General features: G+C 61.2%; 18 protein-coding genes and 4 tRNA genes. 12 read left to right on the forward strand and 10 right to left on the reverse strand.

The genetic code is table 11. The features are described 5' to 3' along the window. Nucleotides 1-62 precede the first annotated feature (62 nt). Nucleotides 63-632, reverse strand: coding sequence for an SDR family oxidoreductase (locus MM194_RS02645; RefSeq protein WP_241342571.1), 570 nt, complete (start codon nt 630-632; stop codon nt 63-65). Between the two features lie 148 nt (nt 633-780). After that, the gene (locus MM194_RS02650; RefSeq protein WP_241342572.1) at nt 781-1689 is read right to left on the reverse strand and encodes a LysR family transcriptional regulator; all 909 of its coding nucleotides are present in this window, start codon (nt 1687-1689) and stop codon (nt 781-783) included. 76 nt (nt 1690-1765) lie between these two features. Between MM194_RS02650 and MM194_RS02655 the strand changes: the two genes are divergently transcribed. The 4 genes from MM194_RS02655 to mdtD all read left to right on the forward strand — a co-directional run bounded on the left by MM194_RS02655 (nt 1766) and on the right by mdtD (nt 6620). Further along, complete coding sequence (locus MM194_RS02655; RefSeq protein WP_241342573.1) at nt 1766-2383, forward strand: LysE family transporter; 618 nt, start codon at nt 1766-1768, stop codon at nt 2381-2383. 116 nt (nt 2384-2499) lie between these two features. Beyond that, on the forward strand, nt 2500-3906 hold the full coding sequence (locus MM194_RS02660) for a D-arabinono-1,4-lactone oxidase (RefSeq protein WP_241342574.1): 1407 nt from the start codon (nt 2500-2502) through the stop codon (nt 3904-3906). Between the two features lie 124 nt (nt 3907-4030). After that, a complete protein-coding gene (locus MM194_RS02665; protein ID WP_241342575.1) occupies nt 4031-5158 on the forward strand; it encodes a GTP-binding protein in 1128 nt (375 codons plus the stop codon). Nucleotides 5159-5219: 61 nt separating this feature from the next. After that, nucleotides 5220-6620, forward strand: a complete 1401-nt coding sequence (mdtD, locus tag MM194_RS02670; protein ID WP_241342576.1) for a multidrug transporter subunit MdtD — start codon at nt 5220-5222, stop codon at nt 6618-6620. Nucleotides 6621-6662: 42 nt separating this feature from the next. On the opposite strand, the gene MM194_RS02675 is transcribed toward mdtD, so the two are convergent. The 3 genes from MM194_RS02675 to folB all read right to left on the reverse strand — a co-directional run bounded on the left by MM194_RS02675 (nt 6663) and on the right by folB (nt 8194). Next, the gene (locus MM194_RS02675) at nt 6663-7151 is read right to left on the reverse strand and encodes a YbaK/EbsC family protein (protein WP_033129496.1); all 489 of its coding nucleotides are present in this window, start codon (nt 7149-7151) and stop codon (nt 6663-6665) included. A 118-nt stretch (nt 7152-7269) separates the two neighbouring features. Continuing rightward, nucleotides 7270-7779, reverse strand: coding sequence for a 2-amino-4-hydroxy-6-hydroxymethyldihydropteridine diphosphokinase (gene folK, locus MM194_RS02680; RefSeq protein ID WP_241342577.1), 510 nt, complete (start codon nt 7777-7779; stop codon nt 7270-7272). Between the two features lie 43 nt (nt 7780-7822). Continuing rightward, complete coding sequence (gene folB, locus MM194_RS02685) at nt 7823-8194, reverse strand: dihydroneopterin aldolase (protein ID WP_033129494.1); 372 nt, start codon at nt 8192-8194, stop codon at nt 7823-7825. Between the two features lie 171 nt (nt 8195-8365). Here folB and plsY point away from each other — a divergent pair, with 171 nt between their 5' ends. The 5 genes from plsY to MM194_RS02710 all read left to right on the forward strand — a co-directional run bounded on the left by plsY (nt 8366) and on the right by MM194_RS02710 (nt 9479). Further along, nucleotides 8366-9028 carry a glycerol-3-phosphate 1-O-acyltransferase PlsY gene (plsY, locus tag MM194_RS02690; protein WP_033129493.1) on the forward strand — a complete coding sequence of 221 codons (663 nt, stop codon included), beginning with the start codon at nt 8366-8368 and terminating at the stop codon, nt 9026-9028. A gap of 47 nt (nt 9029-9075) precedes the next feature. Then, nucleotides 9076-9151: transfer RNA gene (locus MM194_RS02695), tRNA-Phe, on the forward strand. A 52-nt stretch (nt 9152-9203) separates the two neighbouring features. After that, nucleotides 9204-9279, forward strand: a tRNA-Thr gene (locus MM194_RS02700). Nucleotides 9280-9282: 3 nt separating this feature from the next. After that, nucleotides 9283-9358: transfer RNA gene (locus MM194_RS02705), tRNA-Phe, on the forward strand. A gap of 45 nt (nt 9359-9403) precedes the next feature. Next, a tRNA-Asn gene (locus tag MM194_RS02710) sits at nt 9404-9479 on the forward strand. A 332-nt stretch (nt 9480-9811) separates the two neighbouring features. On the opposite strand, the gene MM194_RS02715 is transcribed toward MM194_RS02710, so the two are convergent. Further along, a complete protein-coding gene (locus MM194_RS02715) occupies nt 9812-10144 on the reverse strand; it encodes a hypothetical protein (protein WP_033129492.1) in 333 nt (110 codons plus the stop codon). A 526-nt stretch (nt 10145-10670) separates the two neighbouring features. On the opposite strand from MM194_RS02715, the gene ompA reads away from it, so the two are divergent. The 3 genes from ompA to MM194_RS02730 all read left to right on the forward strand — a co-directional run bounded on the left by ompA (nt 10671) and on the right by MM194_RS02730 (nt 14357). Further along, entirely contained in the window at nt 10671-11693 is a 1023-nt protein-coding gene (gene ompA, locus MM194_RS02720) for a porin OmpA (RefSeq protein WP_033129491.1), read from the forward strand. 375 nt (nt 11694-12068) lie between these two features. Next, a complete protein-coding gene (locus MM194_RS02725; RefSeq protein WP_241342578.1) occupies nt 12069-13412 on the forward strand; it encodes a potassium channel family protein in 1344 nt (447 codons plus the stop codon). 348 nt (nt 13413-13760) lie between these two features. After that, the gene (locus MM194_RS02730; protein ID WP_033129489.1) at nt 13761-14357 is read left to right on the forward strand and encodes a Yip1 family protein; all 597 of its coding nucleotides are present in this window, start codon (nt 13761-13763) and stop codon (nt 14355-14357) included. A 106-nt stretch (nt 14358-14463) separates the two neighbouring features. Here the strand turns inward: MM194_RS02730 and MM194_RS02735 are convergent, their stop codons facing one another. From MM194_RS02735 to treR, 4 genes are all read right to left on the reverse strand, one after another. After that, nucleotides 14464-15021 (reverse strand): sugar O-acetyltransferase, encoded by a 558-nt coding sequence (locus MM194_RS02735; RefSeq protein WP_241342730.1) that lies wholly within the window; start codon nt 15019-15021, stop codon nt 14464-14466. Between the two features lie 84 nt (nt 15022-15105). Then, complete coding sequence (gene treC / locus MM194_RS02740) at nt 15106-16767, reverse strand: alpha,alpha-phosphotrehalase (protein ID WP_241342579.1); 1662 nt, start codon at nt 16765-16767, stop codon at nt 15106-15108. Between the two features lie 95 nt (nt 16768-16862). Continuing rightward, entirely contained in the window at nt 16863-18293 is a 1431-nt protein-coding gene (gene treB / locus MM194_RS02745) for a PTS trehalose transporter subunit IIBC (RefSeq protein ID WP_033129486.1), read from the reverse strand. Between the two features lie 191 nt (nt 18294-18484). Next, complete coding sequence (treR, locus tag MM194_RS02750; protein WP_033129485.1) at nt 18485-19432, reverse strand: trehalose operon repressor TreR; 948 nt, start codon at nt 19430-19432, stop codon at nt 18485-18487. Nucleotides 19433-19543 lie beyond the last annotated feature (111 nt).

A 19543-nucleotide genomic window follows, 5' to 3' on the forward strand; every position in this document is an offset into this window, starting at 1 on the left:
GCCCCCTGATGAGCAAGCCCCGGCGAGTGCCGGGGCTTTTGTATCTGAGGTCAAAGGGAAAGTCAGGCGGAGAAGCCGCCATCTATGGTCAGGCTGGCGCCTGTGACATAGCCTGCTTCAGGCCCCGCCAGGTAGGCGACGAAGCTGGCGATTTCGTCATCCTTGCCGTAGCGGGTCAGCGCCATCATCCCCTTGAGCTGCTCCGCCGATTCCCCGTCAGCCGGGTTCATGTCGGTATCGACCGGGCCTGGCTGCACGTTGTTGACCGTGATGCCCCGGGGGCCCAGATCCCGTGCCATGCCTTTGGTCAGGCCGACCAGGGTCGATTTGCTCATGGCGTAGACGGATCCGCCCGCCATGGGGATGCGATCGGCATTGGTGCTGCCGATGTTGATGATGCGCCCCCCCTTGCCCATGTGATGAGCCGCCTCCTGACAAGCCACGAAGACGCTGCGGATGTTGACCGCCAGGGTGCGATCCAGGTCATCCAGAGTCAGCTCCTCAAGGTGGCCCCATACCAGTACCCCGGCATTGTTGACGAGAATGTCCAGCCGCCCGAAGCTGGTGACGCTCTGGCGTATGGCGTGCTGTACGGCCACGGCATCCGCGCTGTCGGCCAGGAGCCAGCACATGCCGCTCAAGGTGCGCGTCCTGGTCGATGCCTTGCTGCTGGCGGCGCAACAGAGTGGCAGTGCCTTTCGGGCCAACTGAGCCAGGTCACGGCTGGCTGCCGTGAGTCCCCGAGGTCAACATTGTAGTGCGGGGAGGTGCAGTGAGCGCTCAGCTCAGGCTGTGCAACCAGTTCGCCAGCGTCTCGTGGGCGCTGCCGGGCTCGGGTCTGGCGGGGGCGAGCAGGTGGTAGCCTGTGCCATCCGGAACGAAGCCGAGCGGGGCCACCAGTAGCCCAGCCTCCAGATCGTCACACACCAGCCGGCAGGGGCCTATGGCGACGCCAAGGCCCGCCACGGCGGCCTGCAGGCTGAAGTAGAAGTGTTCGAAGGTCTGGGTCGGCGCCTCGTCATTCAGGGGTTGCCCTCCATTCTCCTGCCAGCGTGACCAGGCATCCGGGCGCGTCTTGGTGTGCAGGCGGGGGGCCGAGGGACGCAGGGCGGATTCTTCCCCTAGCGGCTCGAAAAACTGCGCCACCTTGCCCGGCTGGCAGACAGGCCCGGTCAGCTCCTCGAACAGCAGCTGGCTGTGCAGATCCTCGGGCCAGTCGAAGTCATTGCGCCGGATGGCGAGATCGATGCCGCTGCCAAAGCTGAGGGCGCCGCCCCCCGCCATCAGATGGACGTCCAGCTCGGGGTGCAGGGCCTGAAAGGCGGGCCAGCGCGGGATCAGCCAGCGCATCAGCAGGGTGGGCTCGCAGGAGAGCACCAGCGACTGGGGGCGGCTCTGCTGGCGCAGCGCCTGGGCCGTCTCCCGGATCTGGCCCAGCCCCTCCCTGACCGCCCGATAGAGCCGGTCGCCCGCCTCGGTCAGGAAGACCCGGCGCTGGCGCCGCTCGAACAGCCTGACTCCCAGGTCTTCCTCCAGCAGGCGCACCGCCCGGCTGATGGCGCCATGGGTGAGGTGCAGCTCGTCGGCGGCGCGGCCGAAGTGCTCGGTGCGGGCGGCCACCTCGAAACAGCGCAGGGCCGTGAGGGAGGGCAGCGACAGGCTTTTCTGTGAATTTTTTTCACCGTTCATGTCAGAAGTTATCGTTCGTCATTGGGGTTATTGCCAAATAAAATAGCCGATATTCCATGTGATCAGGACTATTTTCATGACCGAACTGTTAGCCGTAGTCGCCATTACCTTCTTTGCCGTCATCAGCCCGGGCCCCGATTTTGCCATGGTGTCGCGCAACAGCCTGCTGCTCTCCCGTCGCACCGGCGTGCTGACGGCGCTCGGCATAGCGGCCGGGGTCTGCGTCCATGTGAGCTACACCCTGCTGGGGGTCGGCCTGCTGATCCAGCAGTCGCTCTGGTTGTTCAACCTCATCAAGCTGGCAGGGGCCGCCTACCTCATCTTCCTCGGCATCAAGATGCTGCGGGCCCAGCCCGCGACCGGTGAAGAGATGGCCAGTCAGCCAGCCCTCTCCAGCCTGGGGGCCCTGCGCACCGGGTTTCTGACCAATGTACTCAACCCCAAGACCACCATCTTCATCGTCAGCCTCTTCATGCAGGTAGTGCAGCCGCAGACGCCGCTGGCGGTTCAGCTCGGCTACGGCGCCTTCATAGTGCTGGCCCACGCCCTCTGGTTCAGCGCGGTGGCGCTCTTCTTCTCCAGCGAGTCGGTGCGGGCTCGTCTGCTGGCGGTGCGCCACTGGATCGACCGGGTGTTTGGCGGTCTGCTGGTGGGATTCGGTATGCTGCTGGCGTTGACCCAGCAATCACGCTGAGGGGAAGGGGGTTGGTCCCTCTTATCCACCCTCGACTGTAGGGGCTTGTTTTCCATGCCTTGCGGGCCACTTTTCGGTAGAATTGCCGCTCATTTAGAAGTCAGATGAGGCGCGGTATGACGGTCAAGTTCCAGGCATTTCACAGCATCAAGGCGATTGGCAATCGGGAGGTGCTGTTCAACTGGTCCAGGACCAACCCCCTCGGCGCCCTGGATCAGGTGTGGCGCCCGAAGAATCGCGACGAGCTGCAGGCGCTGCTGCGGGAGTACCCGGCGCGCAAGCTGCGGCTGATAGGCTCGGGCCTCTCCTTCGAACCCATTCACAGCGTCTATGCCGAGGGCAGTCAGGCGCTGCTGGTGGACTTGCACCATCTGCGCGGCCAACTGGCGAAAACCGCCGATACCGTCACCTACCAGGCGGGCACGCCCCTCGATACCGTCTATGGGGATCTCATCGCCATGGATAGGATGCTGCCTGCATCCCCCGGCGTCATCGGCATCCAGACCCTGGGGGGCGCGCTCAGCACCGGCACCCACGGTCAGGGGCTGCACCAGTCCTCCCTGTGCGATGCGGTGGAAGCCCTGACGGTGATGCTGGCCAATGGGGACATCATTGAAGTGGATCGCACCGATCCGCGCTTCGGCGCCTTCGTGATGGGCATGGGCATGCTCGGCGTGCTGCTCGACGTGCGCCTTCGCACAGTGCCAAACCGCATCATGCGCTGCACCAAGTTCACCACCGACTACCCCTTCCTGCTGGAACACAACGAGCGGCTCAACCGCGAACACGGCTTCGTGAAGAGCTGGTGGTTCGCCTGGACCGGCGAGAGCCACATCTGGCTGGTGGATCCCGCCTCCGAGGAGGAGGTGGTCCGCTACCGCGCCGGGGGCAGCGAGCCACTGCTGCTGGAGGAGGGCGTTGACGGCGCCATTAACACCGCACTCAATGACACCATAGACGCCACCCTGCAGAAGATGGCGCGGGACACCAAGGACGAGGCGCGGGCCGGCGAGCATTTCGAGACGGTGCGCCGTTTCAAGGACGCCTCTGACTTAGTGGGCAACGTCTACCAGATCCTCTGCAAGGGGATACCGGCGCCCCAGATCAACTGCGAGGTGGCGGTGCCCCTCGAGCGCATGCAGGAGGCCCTCGAGATCCTGCAGCACTGGCAGGAGCGCAACCCGGGAGCGCTGCATTACCCCTTCATATTGCGCTGCACCGGCCCCTCCGAGGCCTGGCTTAGCGCCGCCTATGGCAAGTCGGTGTGCTGGATAGGGTTCCTGGTCTATCTGGCGGCGGACGGCACCTTCGTGGGCGGCTCCATGGAGCAGATGCGCGAGCTGCAGCAACTGCTGGTGCCGCTGGGCGGTACGCCGCATTTTGGCAAGCACCTGGCGATGGATCTCTACGACTTCCCGGCCCTGCTGCCGCGCTGGCACGACTTCCTGGCCTTGAAGCGCGAACTCGACCCCCATGGCCGCTTCGAAAACCGCTGGCTCGGCGAGCTGTTCGCCAACCGGTGAGGATGGCCTCTTGGAAAGGGGCTATATTTTTTGCTCCCTTCTCCCCTGGTGGGAGAAGGGCTGGGGATGAGGGGGAAGATATAGCCTCTTCAAGCCCCATGACGACAGGCTCTAAGGATTTGACATGACCGACCCGCAAGATACCCGCATCCCAGTGACCCTGCTGACCGGCTTTCTAGGCAGCGGCAAGACCACCTTGCTCAACCACTGGGTCAAGCAGCCGGAGCTCGGCGAGTGCGCCGTGCTGATCAACGAGTTCGGCTCGGTGGGGCTGGATCATCACCTGGTGCAGCAGGTGGACGAGCAGGTGGTGCTGCTCGATTCCGGCTGCATCTGCTGCTCGGTGCAGGGCTCCCTGGTGGAGGCGTTGCAGGGGCTCTTTATGAAGGCCATTCAACGGAAAATTAAGCCGTTCAAGAGACTCATCATCGAGACCACGGGCCTGGCGGATCCCGCGCCTGTGCTCTTTACCCTGAAGGAAGAGGGCTTCATCGCACAGCGCTACCGCTTCGATGGCACAGTGACAGTGGTGGATGCCGGTCATATCGAGCAGCAGCTGGCGGCTCAGTATGAAGCGGTGAAACAGGTGGCGCTGGCGGATCTGCTGGTGGTGAGCAAGGGGGATCTGGTGGACGCCGACACCCTGAACCGGGTGGAAGCCCAACTCGCCAGCCTGAATCCTGCCGCTCCCATCCAGCTCGTCGCCAACGGCGAGCTGTCGCCGGCGGTGCTGGAGAAGCTCGGCGCCTACAACGAGGCGGCGGGGCGCGACGTGCGCCAGCTGCTGGCCTGGCTGCGCACCGAGTCACCCCGGCAGGGGCTGGCATCTCCCATGCAGCCGAAGATGCAGCCCTTTGCCGCCAAGGTGGGCACGGCCGCACCGACTCATTTCGAGCATGGCAACATAGAGAGCTTCTCCCTGCGCATCGGCGAGCCGCTCAAGCCGTCCCGTCTGCTGGCCGCCATCGATGCAGTGCAGGGGCAGTATGGCGACGCCCTGCTGCGCCTCAAGGGGATCTTGCAGCTGGAGGGAGAGAGCCAGCCCGTGGTGATCCACGGGGTGCACGGCCAGCTCTATCCGTTGCAGGCGCTGGGAGACTGGCCCGAGGGCAAGGCCCAGTCCCGGCTGGTGTTTATCGTCAAGTGCCAGGATAGAAGCGGGATAGAGTCCCTGTTCCTCGAGACCCTCAAGGCCCCGGAGCCCAGTCTGGAAGAACAGCTCAGGGCCATGCTCGGCCAGCCGGATGCCTGATATCCTGATATGACCCGCTCTGATGCGGGTCTCTTTTTAGGTCAAGAGGAGGTGGTTGCTTATGTCCGATAGTTCACCGATGGTTACCCCGGCCCAGCGCAAGTGGCTGCCCTTGCTGACCGCGGTCGGCTTCTTCATGCAGACCCTCGATGGCACCATACTCAACACCGCACTGCCCAGCATGGCGGCGGCGCTGGGAGAGAGCCCGCTGCAGATGCAGTCGGTGGTCATCGCCTACATGCTGACGGTGGCGTTGCTGATCCCGGCCTCCGGCTGGCTGGCGGACAGATTCGGCACCCGCCGCGTCTATCTGGCCGCGATCCTGCTGTTCACTCTGGGGTCCCTGGCCTGCGCCGCCGCCAGCACCCTGCCCATGCTGGTGGCCGCACGGGTGCTGCAGGGGGTGGGTGGTGCGCTGCTGATGCCCATAGGGCGTCTTGCGGTGCTGCGGGTCTACAGCAAGCACGATCTGCTGCGGGTGATGTCGTTTGTCACCATCCCGGGCCTGCTGGGGCCGCTGCTCGGTCCGGCACTCGGGGGCTGGCTGGTGGAGGTGGCGAGCTGGCACTGGGTATTTCTCATCAACCTGCCGGTGGGTTTGATCGGTTTCATCGCCAGCTGGAGTTTCATGCCGGACCTGCGACAACACACCGCCAAGTTCGACTGGCAGGGTTTCGTGCTATTCAGTGCCGGTATGGTGTTGGTGTCCGTCGGTTTGCAGGGGTTGGGAGAGCATAGTATATCGACTGGCTGGGCCTTGTTTGCCGTCTTGTTCGGTCTCGCCGCCATGGCGAGCTACTGGCTCTATGCCGCCAATGCTGAGCAACCCCTGTTCAGTCTGGCCCTGTTCAAGACCTCGACCTTCGCCATCGGCATCTGGGGCAACCTGTTTGCGCGCCTCGGCAGCGGCGCCATGCCCTTCCTGACTCCGCTATTCCTGCAGCTGGGGCTGGGCTTCTCCCCGAGCAAGGCGGGGATGACCATGATCCCGACCGTGATCGGCGCCATGCTGACCAAGACGCTGGTGAACAAGCTGATCCCGCGCATCGGCTATCGCCGCATCCTGATCGGCAATACCCTGGCGCTGGGGGTGATGATCGCCAGCTTCTACTTCATCGACAACCAGGTGCCCCACGGAGTGCTGCTGGTCTGGCTGGCGGTATTTGGCGCCATCAACTCCCTGCAATTCTCCGCCATGAATACCCTCACCTTGCAGGATCTGAGCTCGGAGCATGCCAGCAGCGGTAACGGCCTGCTGTCGGTGGTGATGCAGCTCTCCATGAGCCTGGGGGTGGCCATCGCCGCCAGCCTGCTCGGGCTCTTCTCCGCCGGTCAGCCGATGGAGGAGAGCGAGCGCTGGCTCGGCGGTTTCCACCTCACCTACCTGTGCATCGGACTGATGTCCATGCTGGCGGCGCTGATCTTCGCCCAGCTGGCCAAGCAGGATAAGAGGAACGCCTAGGCTCCTCGACTCGGGTCAGGCAGGACAAGGGCAGTCTGCCGATCAGGGCTGTGCGCCCGGCAGGTAGCTGACCTGGCAGGGCAGTTGCGCCAGCACCTCGGCCAGATGAGCGGTGCTCAGCAGGAAGGTCTGCTCCGGGTGGCCCGGCGTCCAGGTGAAGGCCGCATGCGCCAGCAGGGCAGGGTCCACCAGCAGCGGTATGTCGGCGCGGGGGAGGAAGGGGCAGACGGCGCCCGGCAGGCAGCCAATCTCGGCCTGCATCTCCTCGGGAGTGCAGATGGAGGGTTTGGCGCCGAGGCTGGCCTTGACCGCCTTGTTGTCCAGCCGCCCGTCCCTGTGGGTCAGCAGCAGGGCGAAGCGGCCATCCTTGAACCTGAGAAACAGGGTCTTGCTGAACTCGGCCTGCCAGCCGAGGCGGGCCTTGACCTTCTCGTCGGTGGCGTAATCCAGAATGGGTTCGTGTTGATAACGCTGGTGGGGCAGCTCGGCCAGCAGCCGGCAGTTGAAGTCGTGGATGGTATCGAGTGGCATTGTGCTCTCCTGTGTCAGGCCCATATTGCCAGCCGCGTTGACTCGGGCCCAATCACCTTTTGATGGCGGATAAGCGGACGGCAGATAAACAACGAGGGCCCCTGTGGGCCCTCGTCGATCAATGATGCTGCAACTCGCAGGCTTTCCACTGGAAGGGTATGGGGCAAAGCTGCTGGGAGGCCTTGTCATAACACCGCCACAGCTCGCCCAGGGAGCGGCCATCGGTGGGATGGCGAAGCTCAGGCGCCAGCTCCGCCAGCGGCCAGAGCACGAAGGCGTTGGTGAGGATCTCGCCACGGGGCAGGGCGACCGGGCGCTCGCAGACCAGATCCCCGTAGAGCAGCAGGTCCAGGTCCAGGGTGCGCGGGGCGAACTTCTTGGCATCCGGCTCACGACCGTGGGCGAACTCCATGGCCCGCAGCCGTTGGCACAGGGTCGAGAGCGGCAGCGTCGTGTCGGCGCCCACCACCAGGTTGTAGAAGGGGCGGCCGGCAAAGCCCACCGCCTCGCTCTCGAACACCCGGGAGACCTCAAGCTCGCCGAATTCGGCCTGCAGGGCATCGAGCCCGGCCCGGATGTGGCGCTCCCGCTCGATATTGGATCCCAGGCTGATGTAGATGCGGATCATGCCATCACCTCCGAGACCCAGCCACCGTGGGTGTGAATGCCCATCACTGGGCGCTCGCGACCGGCGTGCGATGACGCAGGATCTCGACGCCGACACCGGCGGCGTTGGGCACGGCGCCCGGCTTGGTCAGCACCACCCTGACCCATTGCACTCGCTCGTCGGCCAGCACCAGGGCCGCGACCTGTTCGGCCATGGTCTCGACCAGCTCGACTATGGTACTGGCTGCGTGATCACAGATCTTGCGGGAGAGAGTGGCGTAATCCAGCGCCAGATTGATATCGTCGGTTGCGGCGGCGGGGCGGTTGTCAAAGCCCATCTCGAGATCGAAACAGAGCTTCTGGCGAATGCCTTTCTCCCACTCATATACCCCTATGGTGGTCAAAACCTCGAGTCCGCGAATAAACACCTTGTCCATGACAGTACTTCTTCTTTACTCTTGATGGGCTGTTAACACAGCGCAGGGATGCAGGTCTGGCAAGCAGATTGCCGCTGGCAACCGGGTTGGGTGACACGTTTTCGGGCAATCCCAAGCCGGAGAATGTGGCCCGCATCATACCCCATTCATATCGTGGTAAAAACGACCAAGATGACGGCCCTGACGATTTTGATGATTATTCTGGCCTATCTGGGCGGCTCGCTGTCCAGTGCCGTGCTGGTTTCCCGCATCACGGGCCTGCCGGATCCCCGTGACCACGGCTCCCACAATCCGGGGGCGACCAATGTGCTGCGCCTCGGTGGCCGGATGGCGGCGCTGATCGTCCTGCTGCTTGACGTGCTCAAGGGCATGGCCCCCGTCTATCTCGCCTGGTTTTTGCAGATCAAACCCGTTTACCTCGGCTTCATCGGGGTGGCCGCCTGCCTCGGTCACATGTATCCCCTCTTCTTCCACTTCCGGGGCGGCAAGGGCGTCGCCACGGCGCTCGGCACCATGCTGCCCATCGGCTTCGCCATGGGGGGCGCGGTGATCGCGACCTGGTTGCTGGTGCTGCTGGTGAGCGGCTATTCGTCGCTGGCCTCCATCGTTACCGTGCTGCTGACGCCACTCTTCACCTATCTGCTCAAGCCGGAATATACCCTGCCGGTGTCGTTGCTCTCCTGCCTCATTCTGATCCGCCATCACGAGAACATTACCCGCTTGCTGAAGGGGGAAGAGTCCCGGGTCTGGGGCAGGCGGAGGGCGGCTTCTGCGACGGAAGTGCCCAAAATGAGTGATGCTGCGCAAAAAAGAGACGAACGAGACGAAAAGTAAAATTTCCCGTTGACCACCTGCCTTAAAATCCGTTTAATAGCGCCCACGCCCAGATAGCTCAGTCGGTAGAGCAGGGGATTGAAAATCCCCGTGTCGGCGGTTCGATTCCGTCTCTGGGCACCAAGTTTTGGTGCCATGAAATAAAAGTTTGTTCATGCACAGTAGGTTAAAGTGTGCCGGCTTAGCTCAGTAGGTAGAGCAACTGACTTGTAATCAGTAGGTCACCAGTTCGATTCCGGTAGCCGGCACCATTAGCCCAGATAGCTCAGTCGGTAGAGCAGGGGATTGAAAATCCCCGTGTCGGCGGTTCGATTCCGTCTCTGGGCACCAAATAAAGGATGATGAGATAGCGATATCTGGTCTCCGAAGTACAATTCCTCCTTAGTTCAGTCGGTAGAACGGCGGACTGTTAATCCGTATGTCACTGGTTCAAGTCCAGTAGGAGGAGCCAATATAAAAGCCCAGCTGCAAAGCTGGGCTTTTTCTTTGTCTGTTTTTCACTGTCATGTGATCCGGATACCAGTCTATCGGGCGTGATGGCGATATATCCTGCCCCATCCCCGGTGGCAGCTGTCGGCTGTCGAGGCGTTCAGTGGCATGTTTCTGACTGTGCTCTTACTCGCGGGATATATGTCAAAGACCAGGCAATATTCATTGCCGTTCAAGTGCTCGCCGAGCCCCGGAACAGGTCTCTTTTTGCTGAATACCAGCATCGAAAGCCGACGCCTCACCGGTCGGGCAAGATCTTCCGGCCATCCTCTGTTGTGCTTCTATCGGGTGCCGTCAGGTCGCCGGAGTGATGCCCTGTATCTTGAGCCAGAACCTCTCCTGACAGGGGTTGTGGAACAGCTTGCGTGGCGGTGTGATGGGCATCGGGCTGGTGATGACCCGATAGCTGATCCAGCATTCGGCACACAGTTGCCGGGAAGGGGCATCGTCCTGCTCGGTCTGGCGAGAGATGATGACCCCATTGGCAAACCAATAGGTCGTTTGCTGGTGCCGGATCAGGGTGCCGCTCTCATCGTTCTCGTTATATTGCTCACGCTGCTGGCGGGTGATGGTGATTGGCACCGGCTGTTGATGAATGGCCTTGATATAGGTAATGAGCTGGTTCATGGCTGCTGCTTCGAATGCGGGCCTGTGAATACGCGAGCTTAGCGCGCGCAGCCGGGGGCAGCAATCCCGAGAGGGGACGGGAAGATGGGTTGGGGATCGAATCGGGCAATGGACTCTGGAATAGCTACCGGGATGATGGTGTCCCGGGAATTCAGTATTAATGGTATGTCTCCTCCTTGGTTCAGTCGGCAGCACGGCGGGCCGTTAATCCGTATATCACGGGTTTCAATCCAGCAGGAGGTGTCATAAAAAGGACCCTGGCCGCAAGACAAGGGTCCTTTTTATTGGGGCGAATATCAGATGGCTATTCACGCAGTTGCCACCATCAATATGGCAGAGCATAAGAAGCCCACTATCGAGCAAAAACGTTTGCTTGTTCGAAGCAGAGAAATGCATGAAAAAACAACAGTAAAATGAATGGAAAATAGTTCTTTGCTTAAGCTCCCGTACATGATTTCGCCTATAGAATGACGGCCATTCATAACAAGGGCGAGATGCCCACAATGCTATCGACGAGGCTATAACGATGAACTTAAGACTGAAACCTGTTTGGATTGCACTGGCACTGGCAAGCACCGCGGCTCAGGCTGCCGACGACATCTATTTCGGTGCCGGTATCGGTGCGACTCACTTCAACGGCCTGAACAAGATCGAAGGCGTAGAGAGCGGTACCGAAGACGCGTTTGCCGGTAATCTGTTCATGGGTTACAACTTCAACGAAACTTTCGGTGCCGAACTGGGTTATCAGTACGCCGGTCGTGGCAACACCAATAGTGGTATCAACAACAACGCTTACGAGAGCCAGGGTGGCACCCTGTCCGGTATCGCTCGTCTGCCGCTGGGTGAAGATTTCTCCCTGTTCGGTGAAGCCGGCGCCTACTGGGGTCATACCCATGGTCTGGGCGTAAGCGATTCCCGCGTATCCCCGATGGCAGGTGTGGGTTTGACCTACAAGCTGAACGATGCTTGGGATCTGCAGGCGCGCTACCGCTACATGTGGGACGTGGCCGATCTGACCAGCGACACCGGTATGCAGTACGAAGGCGACCAGAGCGTTGCTACCCTGGAAGCGGTATACCACCCGTTCCGCACCTCCTACGTGGCCCCGGTTGCCGCTCCGGTTGTTGAAGAAGCCCCGGCTCCTGTGGTTGTTGAGAAGAACTTTGCCCTGAACTCCGACGTGCTGTTTGCCTTTGGCAAGGCGGATCTGAAGCCGGAAGGGGTTGAAGCCCTGAATGGAATGTATCAGCAAATCGTTGAATTCCAGCCCAAAGATGGCAGCGCTGTCGTCGTCGGTTACACCGACCGCATCGGTTCTGAGGCTTACAACCAGCAACTGTCCGAGGCGCGTGCTCGCACCGTCGCCGACTTCCTGGTGAGCAAGGGTCTGGCTGCCAGCAAGATCTCCATCGAAGGTCGTGGCGAAGCCAACCCGGTGACCGGTAGCCAGTGCGATGGCATCACTGCCAAGGATCAGCTGGTCTCCTGCCTGTCCCCGGATCGTCGTGTCGAAGTCCGCGTCTCTGGCGTACAGGAAGTGCAGCAATAATCTGACTCTGTTCAGATGATGCAAAGAGGGGATGCCATGGCATCCCCTCTTGCTTTTTCGCCTTTCCGATCCGGGTCTGGTACAGGGGCTGGAATGGTACTTGCCTGGGCTGGGTTACCCAAACGACCGGAGGTTTTGGCCCTGGTCATCTGGTGTTCATTCTCTGCCCTTTCGGCGCCAAACTGTCGCTGTTCTCCCTTTTATATATTCCCTGTCAGTGACTTAGCTTATGCTTCTCGCCTAGTATGGTGGCGTGACGGACGTCTACAGTGCCGTTTCCCCTGCATCAGGCCAGCCAAACAGGCCAAGGCTTTCAGCACCATGACCCTCTCTTTGACCATGCCTGTCAGGACCTATTTGCTATCGAGGTAATGTATGAATGCAACCGAGCTTTGGCAGCTTTCCCCCGAGCAGTTCAATGCGTGGCGCCGGGAGAATGACTACCCGCATATCTGGGAGCTGCTGGTGACTTCGTTGCCCCATTTCGACGACTGGATGGCCGAGCAAAAAGTCGACAGGCAGGTGATCTTCCAGATAGGGATCGCTCGCTTCATCAGTTCACGTTGCGTGCTCAGCCTCTGCGTCTACATGAGCGATGACAAGACAAGGTTGTACGAGACCGCCTCAAGTGCGCTGGAGTCCCTGCGCAAGAGCGGCCTTATCCGCTCCGAATCGCGCTTCGAGCCTTACCTCATGTGGCTGACCGGCAAGTATGGGAAGGAAGCCGCCAAGCGGGTGCAGAGCCTGTTGTCAGTCACCGAAAACAACAAGGGAGAGGCGCAGGTGCTCGGCAAGCACCGCCTGCTCAATATCGGTGGCATCGAGCTCAAGAGCCCCATCATCTCCGGCCGCCTGCTCGATTTCACCTGCCTCGACGAACTCTCCCTGGATGGCGCCATCAACAACTCCAAGGTCTATCTGTGGCACTGCTCGGCCAAGGGCGTGCGGATAAACGGCGGTGTGATTGGTCTGGATCTGTTCGATTCCCTGCTGTGGGATCACAGGGCCTGGGCCAAGAAGCGGGAGCTGGCGCTGGAAGACGGGGTGTTCCAGGACTTCACCATAGAGTGCGAGGAGATACGATTTCACTCCTCCCGGGCGGTGCTGCAGAACTTCAATGTGAGTGCCAAGAGCTTCGATGCCACCATGGAGCACACCAATCTGGACAAGGTACAGGTCGTCTATAACGAGAATGGCCGGATCGATCACAGTGAAGCCAGCAAGCTGTACCGCAACGCCAAGCGCATCTTCTCCAGCGTGGGGGATACCGTCGATGCCGGTGAGTGTTACTACAAAGAGAAGCTGCATGAGATGAAGTCGCTGGCGAGCCCGCGGGAGCTGTTCAAGGAGCGCTGGCTGCGGGGCGGCATCTTGCGAAAAGGCGTGCTCTCCCTGCTGTGCTATCTCAAGTGTGGCTCCAAGTTCATCAGCTTCATCACCTGGGGCTTTGGCGAGCGGCCGATCAGAAGCCTGCTGCTGTCGATGCTGGTGATCATGCTGGCGACCCTGACCTATTTTCTGACGCCGGAGTCGGTCACCCATGGCCATCTCGGTCGCTCCCTCTACTTCAGCATCGTGACCTTCGTGACGCTCGGCTATGGGGATATCTCCCAGACCTCGTCGCCACTTCAACTGTTGTCGGCCATCGAAGCGTTTTGCGGCATGTTCCTGACCGGTCTCTTCCTGGCGGGCTTTGCCTCAAAGACCAAGCAGTATTGATGAGCACGCCGACTCTGCTGGTGTCCGCAAGGCGCCGGCCCTGAGGCGGGTGGGGCATAGCCCTGAGCCGGCGAAGGTAGGAGAAGATAATGGACGTTTGGTTCCACCATGGGGGGAAGCCCGGCGTACGACAATAGTTCCAAAGCCCGGCCTGCCGGGCTTTGTTGTTTCTGCGCTTCCCACACCCTTCCTTGACGCATGGGGTCTGGTGCGACTTTATTTAAAGCTATCAGCCAGGGGCGATGGATGGCCTGCCGGGCGATGCAAGAGAACAGACAAAAGAGAACAGACAGAGGAGCGAGAGCGGTACAGGAAGATCCACAATTCAAGCTGAGAAGGAATAACGCTATGATATTAAATCACTTATGGGGATTGTATGCCCATCCTCACACCGAATGGCATACCATAGACGAGAGACACGACAGTTTTAGAAACAGTCTGACTCATATCCTGATCGTGGCCCTTATCCCATCCGTCTGTGCCTACTACTCCGCCGTGCATATCGGCTGGAGCATTGGCGTCGGCGAGCCCATCACCCTGACCGCCAACAGCGCCTTCGTGTTGTCGGTGGCCATGTATCTCGCCCTCATCGTCGGCGTGTTCGCCCTCTCTTATCTGGTGCACTGGATGGGTCATACCTTCGGCTCGGATCCCAGCTACACGACGGCGCTGGAGCTCGCGGCCTATACCTCGACCCCGCTGTTCATGGTCGGCTTCTCCGCTTTCTTCCCGCACCTCTGGTTCGTGATGATCATCGGCCTCATCGGGCTCAGCTATTCGGTCTATCTGCTCTATATAGGTGTGCCTATCCTGATGCACATCCCCAAGGAGCAGGGCTTCATCTATGCGAGCTCTGTGGTCACGGTCGGCCTGGTGCTGCTGGTCTGCGTGCTGGCGACCACGGCCGTCTTGTGGGGCTCGGGTTTTGGCCCGGTGTTTACCTAGGCCGCCGGGATCCCTGCTCCATTCGGACTGATTAGCAGAAACAACAAAGGCGCCTCGATGGCGCCTTCTTTTATTCCTGTATTTCACCATTTTATGGTTGATTAATCTATTGCGTGCCCGCCAGTTCCTCGGCGGTCATGGGTCGCAGGACCTTGCAGGGGTTGCCGACGGCGACCACGTTGGCCGGAATGTCCCTGGTCACCACAGAGCCTGCGCCGATCACGCTGTTATCCCCTATGGTGACGCCCGGGCAGATGACGGTGCTGCCGCCAATCCAGACGTTGTTGCCGATGCGCACCGGCTGGCCAAACTCGACCCCGGCCACGCGCGGGACCACCGCCACCGGGTGGGCGGCGGTGTAGATCTGCACCCCGGGCGCCAGCAGCACATTGTCGCCGATATGCACCTCGCACACGTCGAGGATGGTGCAGTTGACGTTGGCGTAGAAGTTTTCCCCCAGATGGATGTTGGCGCCGTAGTCGCAGAAGAAGGGCGGGTTGATGGCGCAGCAGGTGCCACGGCTGCCAAGCAATTCTCGCAGCAGGGCATCGCGCTCTGGCTTCTCCTGCCACTGGGTGTTGAAGCTGTGGTAGAGGGCGCGGCAGCGCTCCCGCGCCGCCCTGAGCTCGGGATCGGCCGCGTCATAGGGCTGGCCCGCCACCATCTTGTGCCACTCGACCCCGCGCTCTTTCTTCTGCGCCGTGGCGCTCTGCTGGCGGGTCGCTGCGTTTGTCGTTGCTTCAGTCATCTATTCCACCAACCAGATCAGGGATTCGTAGGGACGCAATATGCAAGAGCGCGGTTGGGCCGGGCCGTCCGGGTAGTTGCCAAGCAACAGGCGTCCCTTGCCTGCCTGCATGCCGGCGGGCAGGGCAAAGTCCACTTTCTCGCCGTAGACGTTGCTCACTACCAGCAGGGTCTGACCGTCGGCACGGCGGGCATAGGCCCAGATCTGCTCATGCCCCGCCAGCAGCTCCTGATAATCCCCTTGCGTGAAAATGGGGTAATCCTTGCGCAGGCGAATCAAATCCCGATAGTGCCAGAACACCGAGTTCGGGTCGGCCAGCGCCGCCTCGGCATTGATCGCCGGGTAGTTGGCGGCAGGCTTGAGCCAGGGGGTGCCTGTCGTGAACCCGGCGTTGGGGGCCGCACTCCACTGCATGGGAGTGCGGGAGTTGTCCCGCGACTTGGCGGCCAGGATGGCGAGGATCTCGGCCTCGCTCATGCCCTCGCGCTGTTTGATGGCGAAGATGTTGCGGCTCTCCACATCCTGGTAGTCGTCGATGCTGCCATAGCCCGGGTTGGTCATGCCGATCTCTTCCCCCTGATAGATGTAGGGGGTGCCTTGCAGGCCGTGCAGCGTGCTGGCCAGCATCTTGGCGGCAACAACCCTGTGCTCGCCCTCGTCACCGAAGCGGGAGACGATGCGCGGCTGATCGTGGTTGCACCAGAACAGCGCGGACCAGGCCTTGCTGTGCATGCCGCTCTGCCAGTGGTCGAAGATGCGCTTGAGCTCGAGGAAATCAAACGGTGCCTTGGTCCACTTGTCGCCGTTCGGGTAGTCGACCTTGAGGTGATGAAAGTTGAACACCATGGAGAGCTCGGAGCCATCGAGAGCGCCATAGCGCTGGCAGTTTTCCAGCGAGGTGGAGGACATCTCCCCCACCGTCATGGCACCCACCGGGGCGAACACGTCGCGGCTGATGTCCTGCAGGAACTCGTGGATGCGGGGCCCGTCGGTATAGAAACGGCGGCCATCGCCCCTGTCATCGTTCGGGAAGCGCTGATCCTTGGAGATGAGGTTGATGACGTCGAGGCGGAAACCGTCGACGCCCTTCTTCGCCCAGAAGTGGATCACCTGCTTCACTTCTGCCCGCACCGCCGGGTTCTCCCAGTTCAGATCCGCCTGTTCGCGGGCGAACAGATGCAGATAGTACTGGCCGGTCGCGGTATCCAGTTCCCAGGCGCTGCCGCCGAATTTGGAGATCCAGTTGTTCGGCACACCGCCATCCACCGGATCCTTCCAGATGTAGTAGTCGCGGTAGGGGCTGTTTTTATCCCCGAGGGCGGACTGGAACCAGGCGTGCTCGGTGGAGGTGTGGTTGACGACGATGTCCATCACGATGCGGATGCCGCGCTCATGGGCGGCCGCCAGCAGGGCCTCGAAATCGGCCATGGTGCCGTAGGCGGGGTCGATATTCAGGTAGTCGGCGATGTCGTAGCCGTTGTCCACCTGGGGGGACACATACACCGGGGTCAGCCAGAGGGCATCGACCCCCAGGGTCTTGAGATAGTCGAGGCGGGCCATGATCCCCTTGAGATCGCCGGTGCCACGGGCGCCGGAGTCCTGAAAGCTTTTGGGGTAGATCTGGTAAATCACAGCGCTCTGCCACCAGGGTGTCTGTTTCATGGTCGGGTCGCTCATCTTGTTGAAACAGGCCTTGGGTTGAACAAGGCCAATAAAAAGAGCGGAGCCTGGGCTCCGCCTAAGTACTTTTGGAACTGTCAGGCGGCGGTCAGCTCCAGCTTGCCAGCGGCCTGTTGACGCTTGTAGAGCACCAGGGTCAGCACCATGGGCACGACGATGGCCACCAGCATGGCGATGGAGTAGATGCCCCAGAATTCCGGCTTGATGGTGAGGATGCCCGGCAAGCCACCCACCCCGATACCGTTTGACATGACATGGGCGAAGCCACAGATGAGGGCCGCACAGCTCGAGCCGATCATGGCGCACAGCATGGGGAACTTGTACTTGAGGTTGACGCCGTACATGGCCGGCTCGGTCACGCCGAGATAGGCGGAGATGGCGGCCGGGATGGAGATCTCGCGCTCGTTCTCCTTGCGGCTGATCAGGATGATGCCGAGCACGGCAGACGCCTGGGCGATGTTGGACAGTGCGATCAGCGGCCAGATCGGGGTGCCACCGATGTCCTTCATCAACTGCAGATCCACGGCATTCGTCGTGTGGTGGATGCCGGTGATGACCAGGGGCGCGTAGAAGAAGCCGAAGATAGCAGAACCAATGGGGGCGAAATCGCCGGTCATGGCGGCTCTGGCTGCATAACCCACGCCTTCACCAATCCAGCGACCGAACGGGCCAATCAGGGTGTGAGCCAGGATGACGGTCACTATGAGGGCAACAAACGGCACTATGACCATGTAGAGATAGGCCGGGATGATGCGTCTGAGGTTGGTTTCGAGCCAGGCCAGCACCACACCCGCGAGGATGGAGGGAATGACCTGAGCCTGGTAACCCACCTTCTGGATGGTAAAGAGCCCGAAGTCCCAGACATCGGGTACGGCGCCGCCGATGCCATAAGCATTCATCAACTGCGGCGACACCAGGGTGATCCCCAGCACTATCCCCAGGATCTCGGAACCGCCCATCTTCTTCACGGTAGACCAGCAGACGCCGACCGGCAGGAAGTGGAAGATGGCCTCACCGATCAGCCAGAGGAAGGAGTGAACTCCCGCCCAGAATTGGCTGATCTCGACGAGGGTGTGGGTACCATCATCGAACATCTTGATGTCGCCGATGACGTTACGGAAACCCAGGAGCAGACCACCGGTGATGATGGCGGGCAGCAGCGGGACGAAGATCTCCGCCATGTGGGAGATGGCGCGCTCCAGCGGGTTCATGTTCTTGCGGGCGGCCTGCTTGGCGGCATCTTTGCTCGCACCGCTGACACCGATCTCCTCGGTGAGCGCCTTGTACCACTGATCGACCTCGTTGCCGATGACCACCTGGAACTGGCCGCCCTGGGTGAAGCTTCCCTTCACCGCCGGTATGGCCTCGATGGCCTTGGGGTCTGCCTTGGCCGGGTCATTGAGCACGAAGCGCAGCCGGGTCAGGCAGTGGCTGACGGTCGCGATGTTCTCCTTGCCACCGATCTTGTCGATAAGTTGGGCCAGATGTTGTGCGTTGATCTTGGACATGAGTCTTCCCTCTGTGACTCCAGTGAGTTTGGTATGCATCACCCTGCAGGGCCAATCTGCCGACCCGAGTGTTCTTGGTATAGTTCCTATTTAGCATGCTACCAATTCTTCCCGATCAAAATGGGAACGTTCCCATTTCGTGGTGAATATCACAAAACGGGTGAATTTTGCTCAATGCGCAGTGATGGGGCTCACAGCAGCTGACAGGGGGCTATGGTGGCCTGCGGCGATCGGTTTTGCTCGATCTGGCCGAGCAGCTGGCGGGCGGCCTGTTCACCCGCGCCCTTGTAGCCGAGATCCAGGCTGAGGGCGTTGGGGAAGAGGAAGGTCAACAGGGGGTTGTTGCCAAGGCCGGTCACCAACACCTCGCTGCGCCCTTGTTCTTGCAGGTATTTGGCCGCGCCCATGGCGAGGGTATCGCTGGCACAGACCAGCGCCTGGGTGCTTGGGGTGAGCAGCTCGGCCGCCAGTCGATAGCCGCTCTGCAGGCTGAGATCCCCCAGCGCCGTGCGCGCCCTCAGTCCCCGCTCTGCGCAATGGGCCAGATAGGCATCGAGCCGGCGCTGGCCGGTGGTGAGATCCGAGGTATCGACCCCCAAATAGGCGATATCGCTGGCGCCGCGCTTCTCCAACTGGGCCAGCATGGTATGCACGGCGCCGGCGTCATCGAAGCAGACCGAGGAGAAGCCCGGATGCTCCCGCGCCATCAGCACCAGCTTCTCCTTGCAGGGGGCCATGGTGGCGTAATCGAGATCGTTGAAGGCGAACAGTATGATGCCGTCCACCCCGCGCCGCTCCAGCACGGCCAGGTGTTCGCTCACCTTGGCGGGGGAAAACTTGCTCTCCATCAGCACGGCGTCGTAGCCATGGCGGTAGAGGGTCTCCAGCATGCCGCGCACCGCCTGGTTCTCCGAGCTGGAGTCGAGTCGGGAGACGATGATGCCCACCACCTGCTGGCTCTGGCTGCGCATGGCCCGTGCCGACTTGCTCGGCACGAAACCGTGCTCGGCAATGATCTGCTCCACCCGCTCCCGGGTCTGGGACTTGACCTTGGGATCCTGATTGAGCACCCGGGAGACGGTCGACTTGCCGACGCCCGAGAGGCGGGCGATGTCGAGGATGGTCAGTTTCTTTTCCATATCGGGTGCTCAGGCAGGGAATTGACCACATTGTTGTGATTAACCCCTGTGAATACAAGCCCATGACGCTAGAATGGCCTCTTCATTCCGGCTGGCGGCCTGCCGCTCGCT

The organism is Aeromonas sp. MR16, assembly GCF_022549315.1.
GTDB classification, from domain to species: Bacteria; Pseudomonadota; Gammaproteobacteria; order Enterobacterales; family Aeromonadaceae; genus Aeromonas; species Aeromonas aquatica.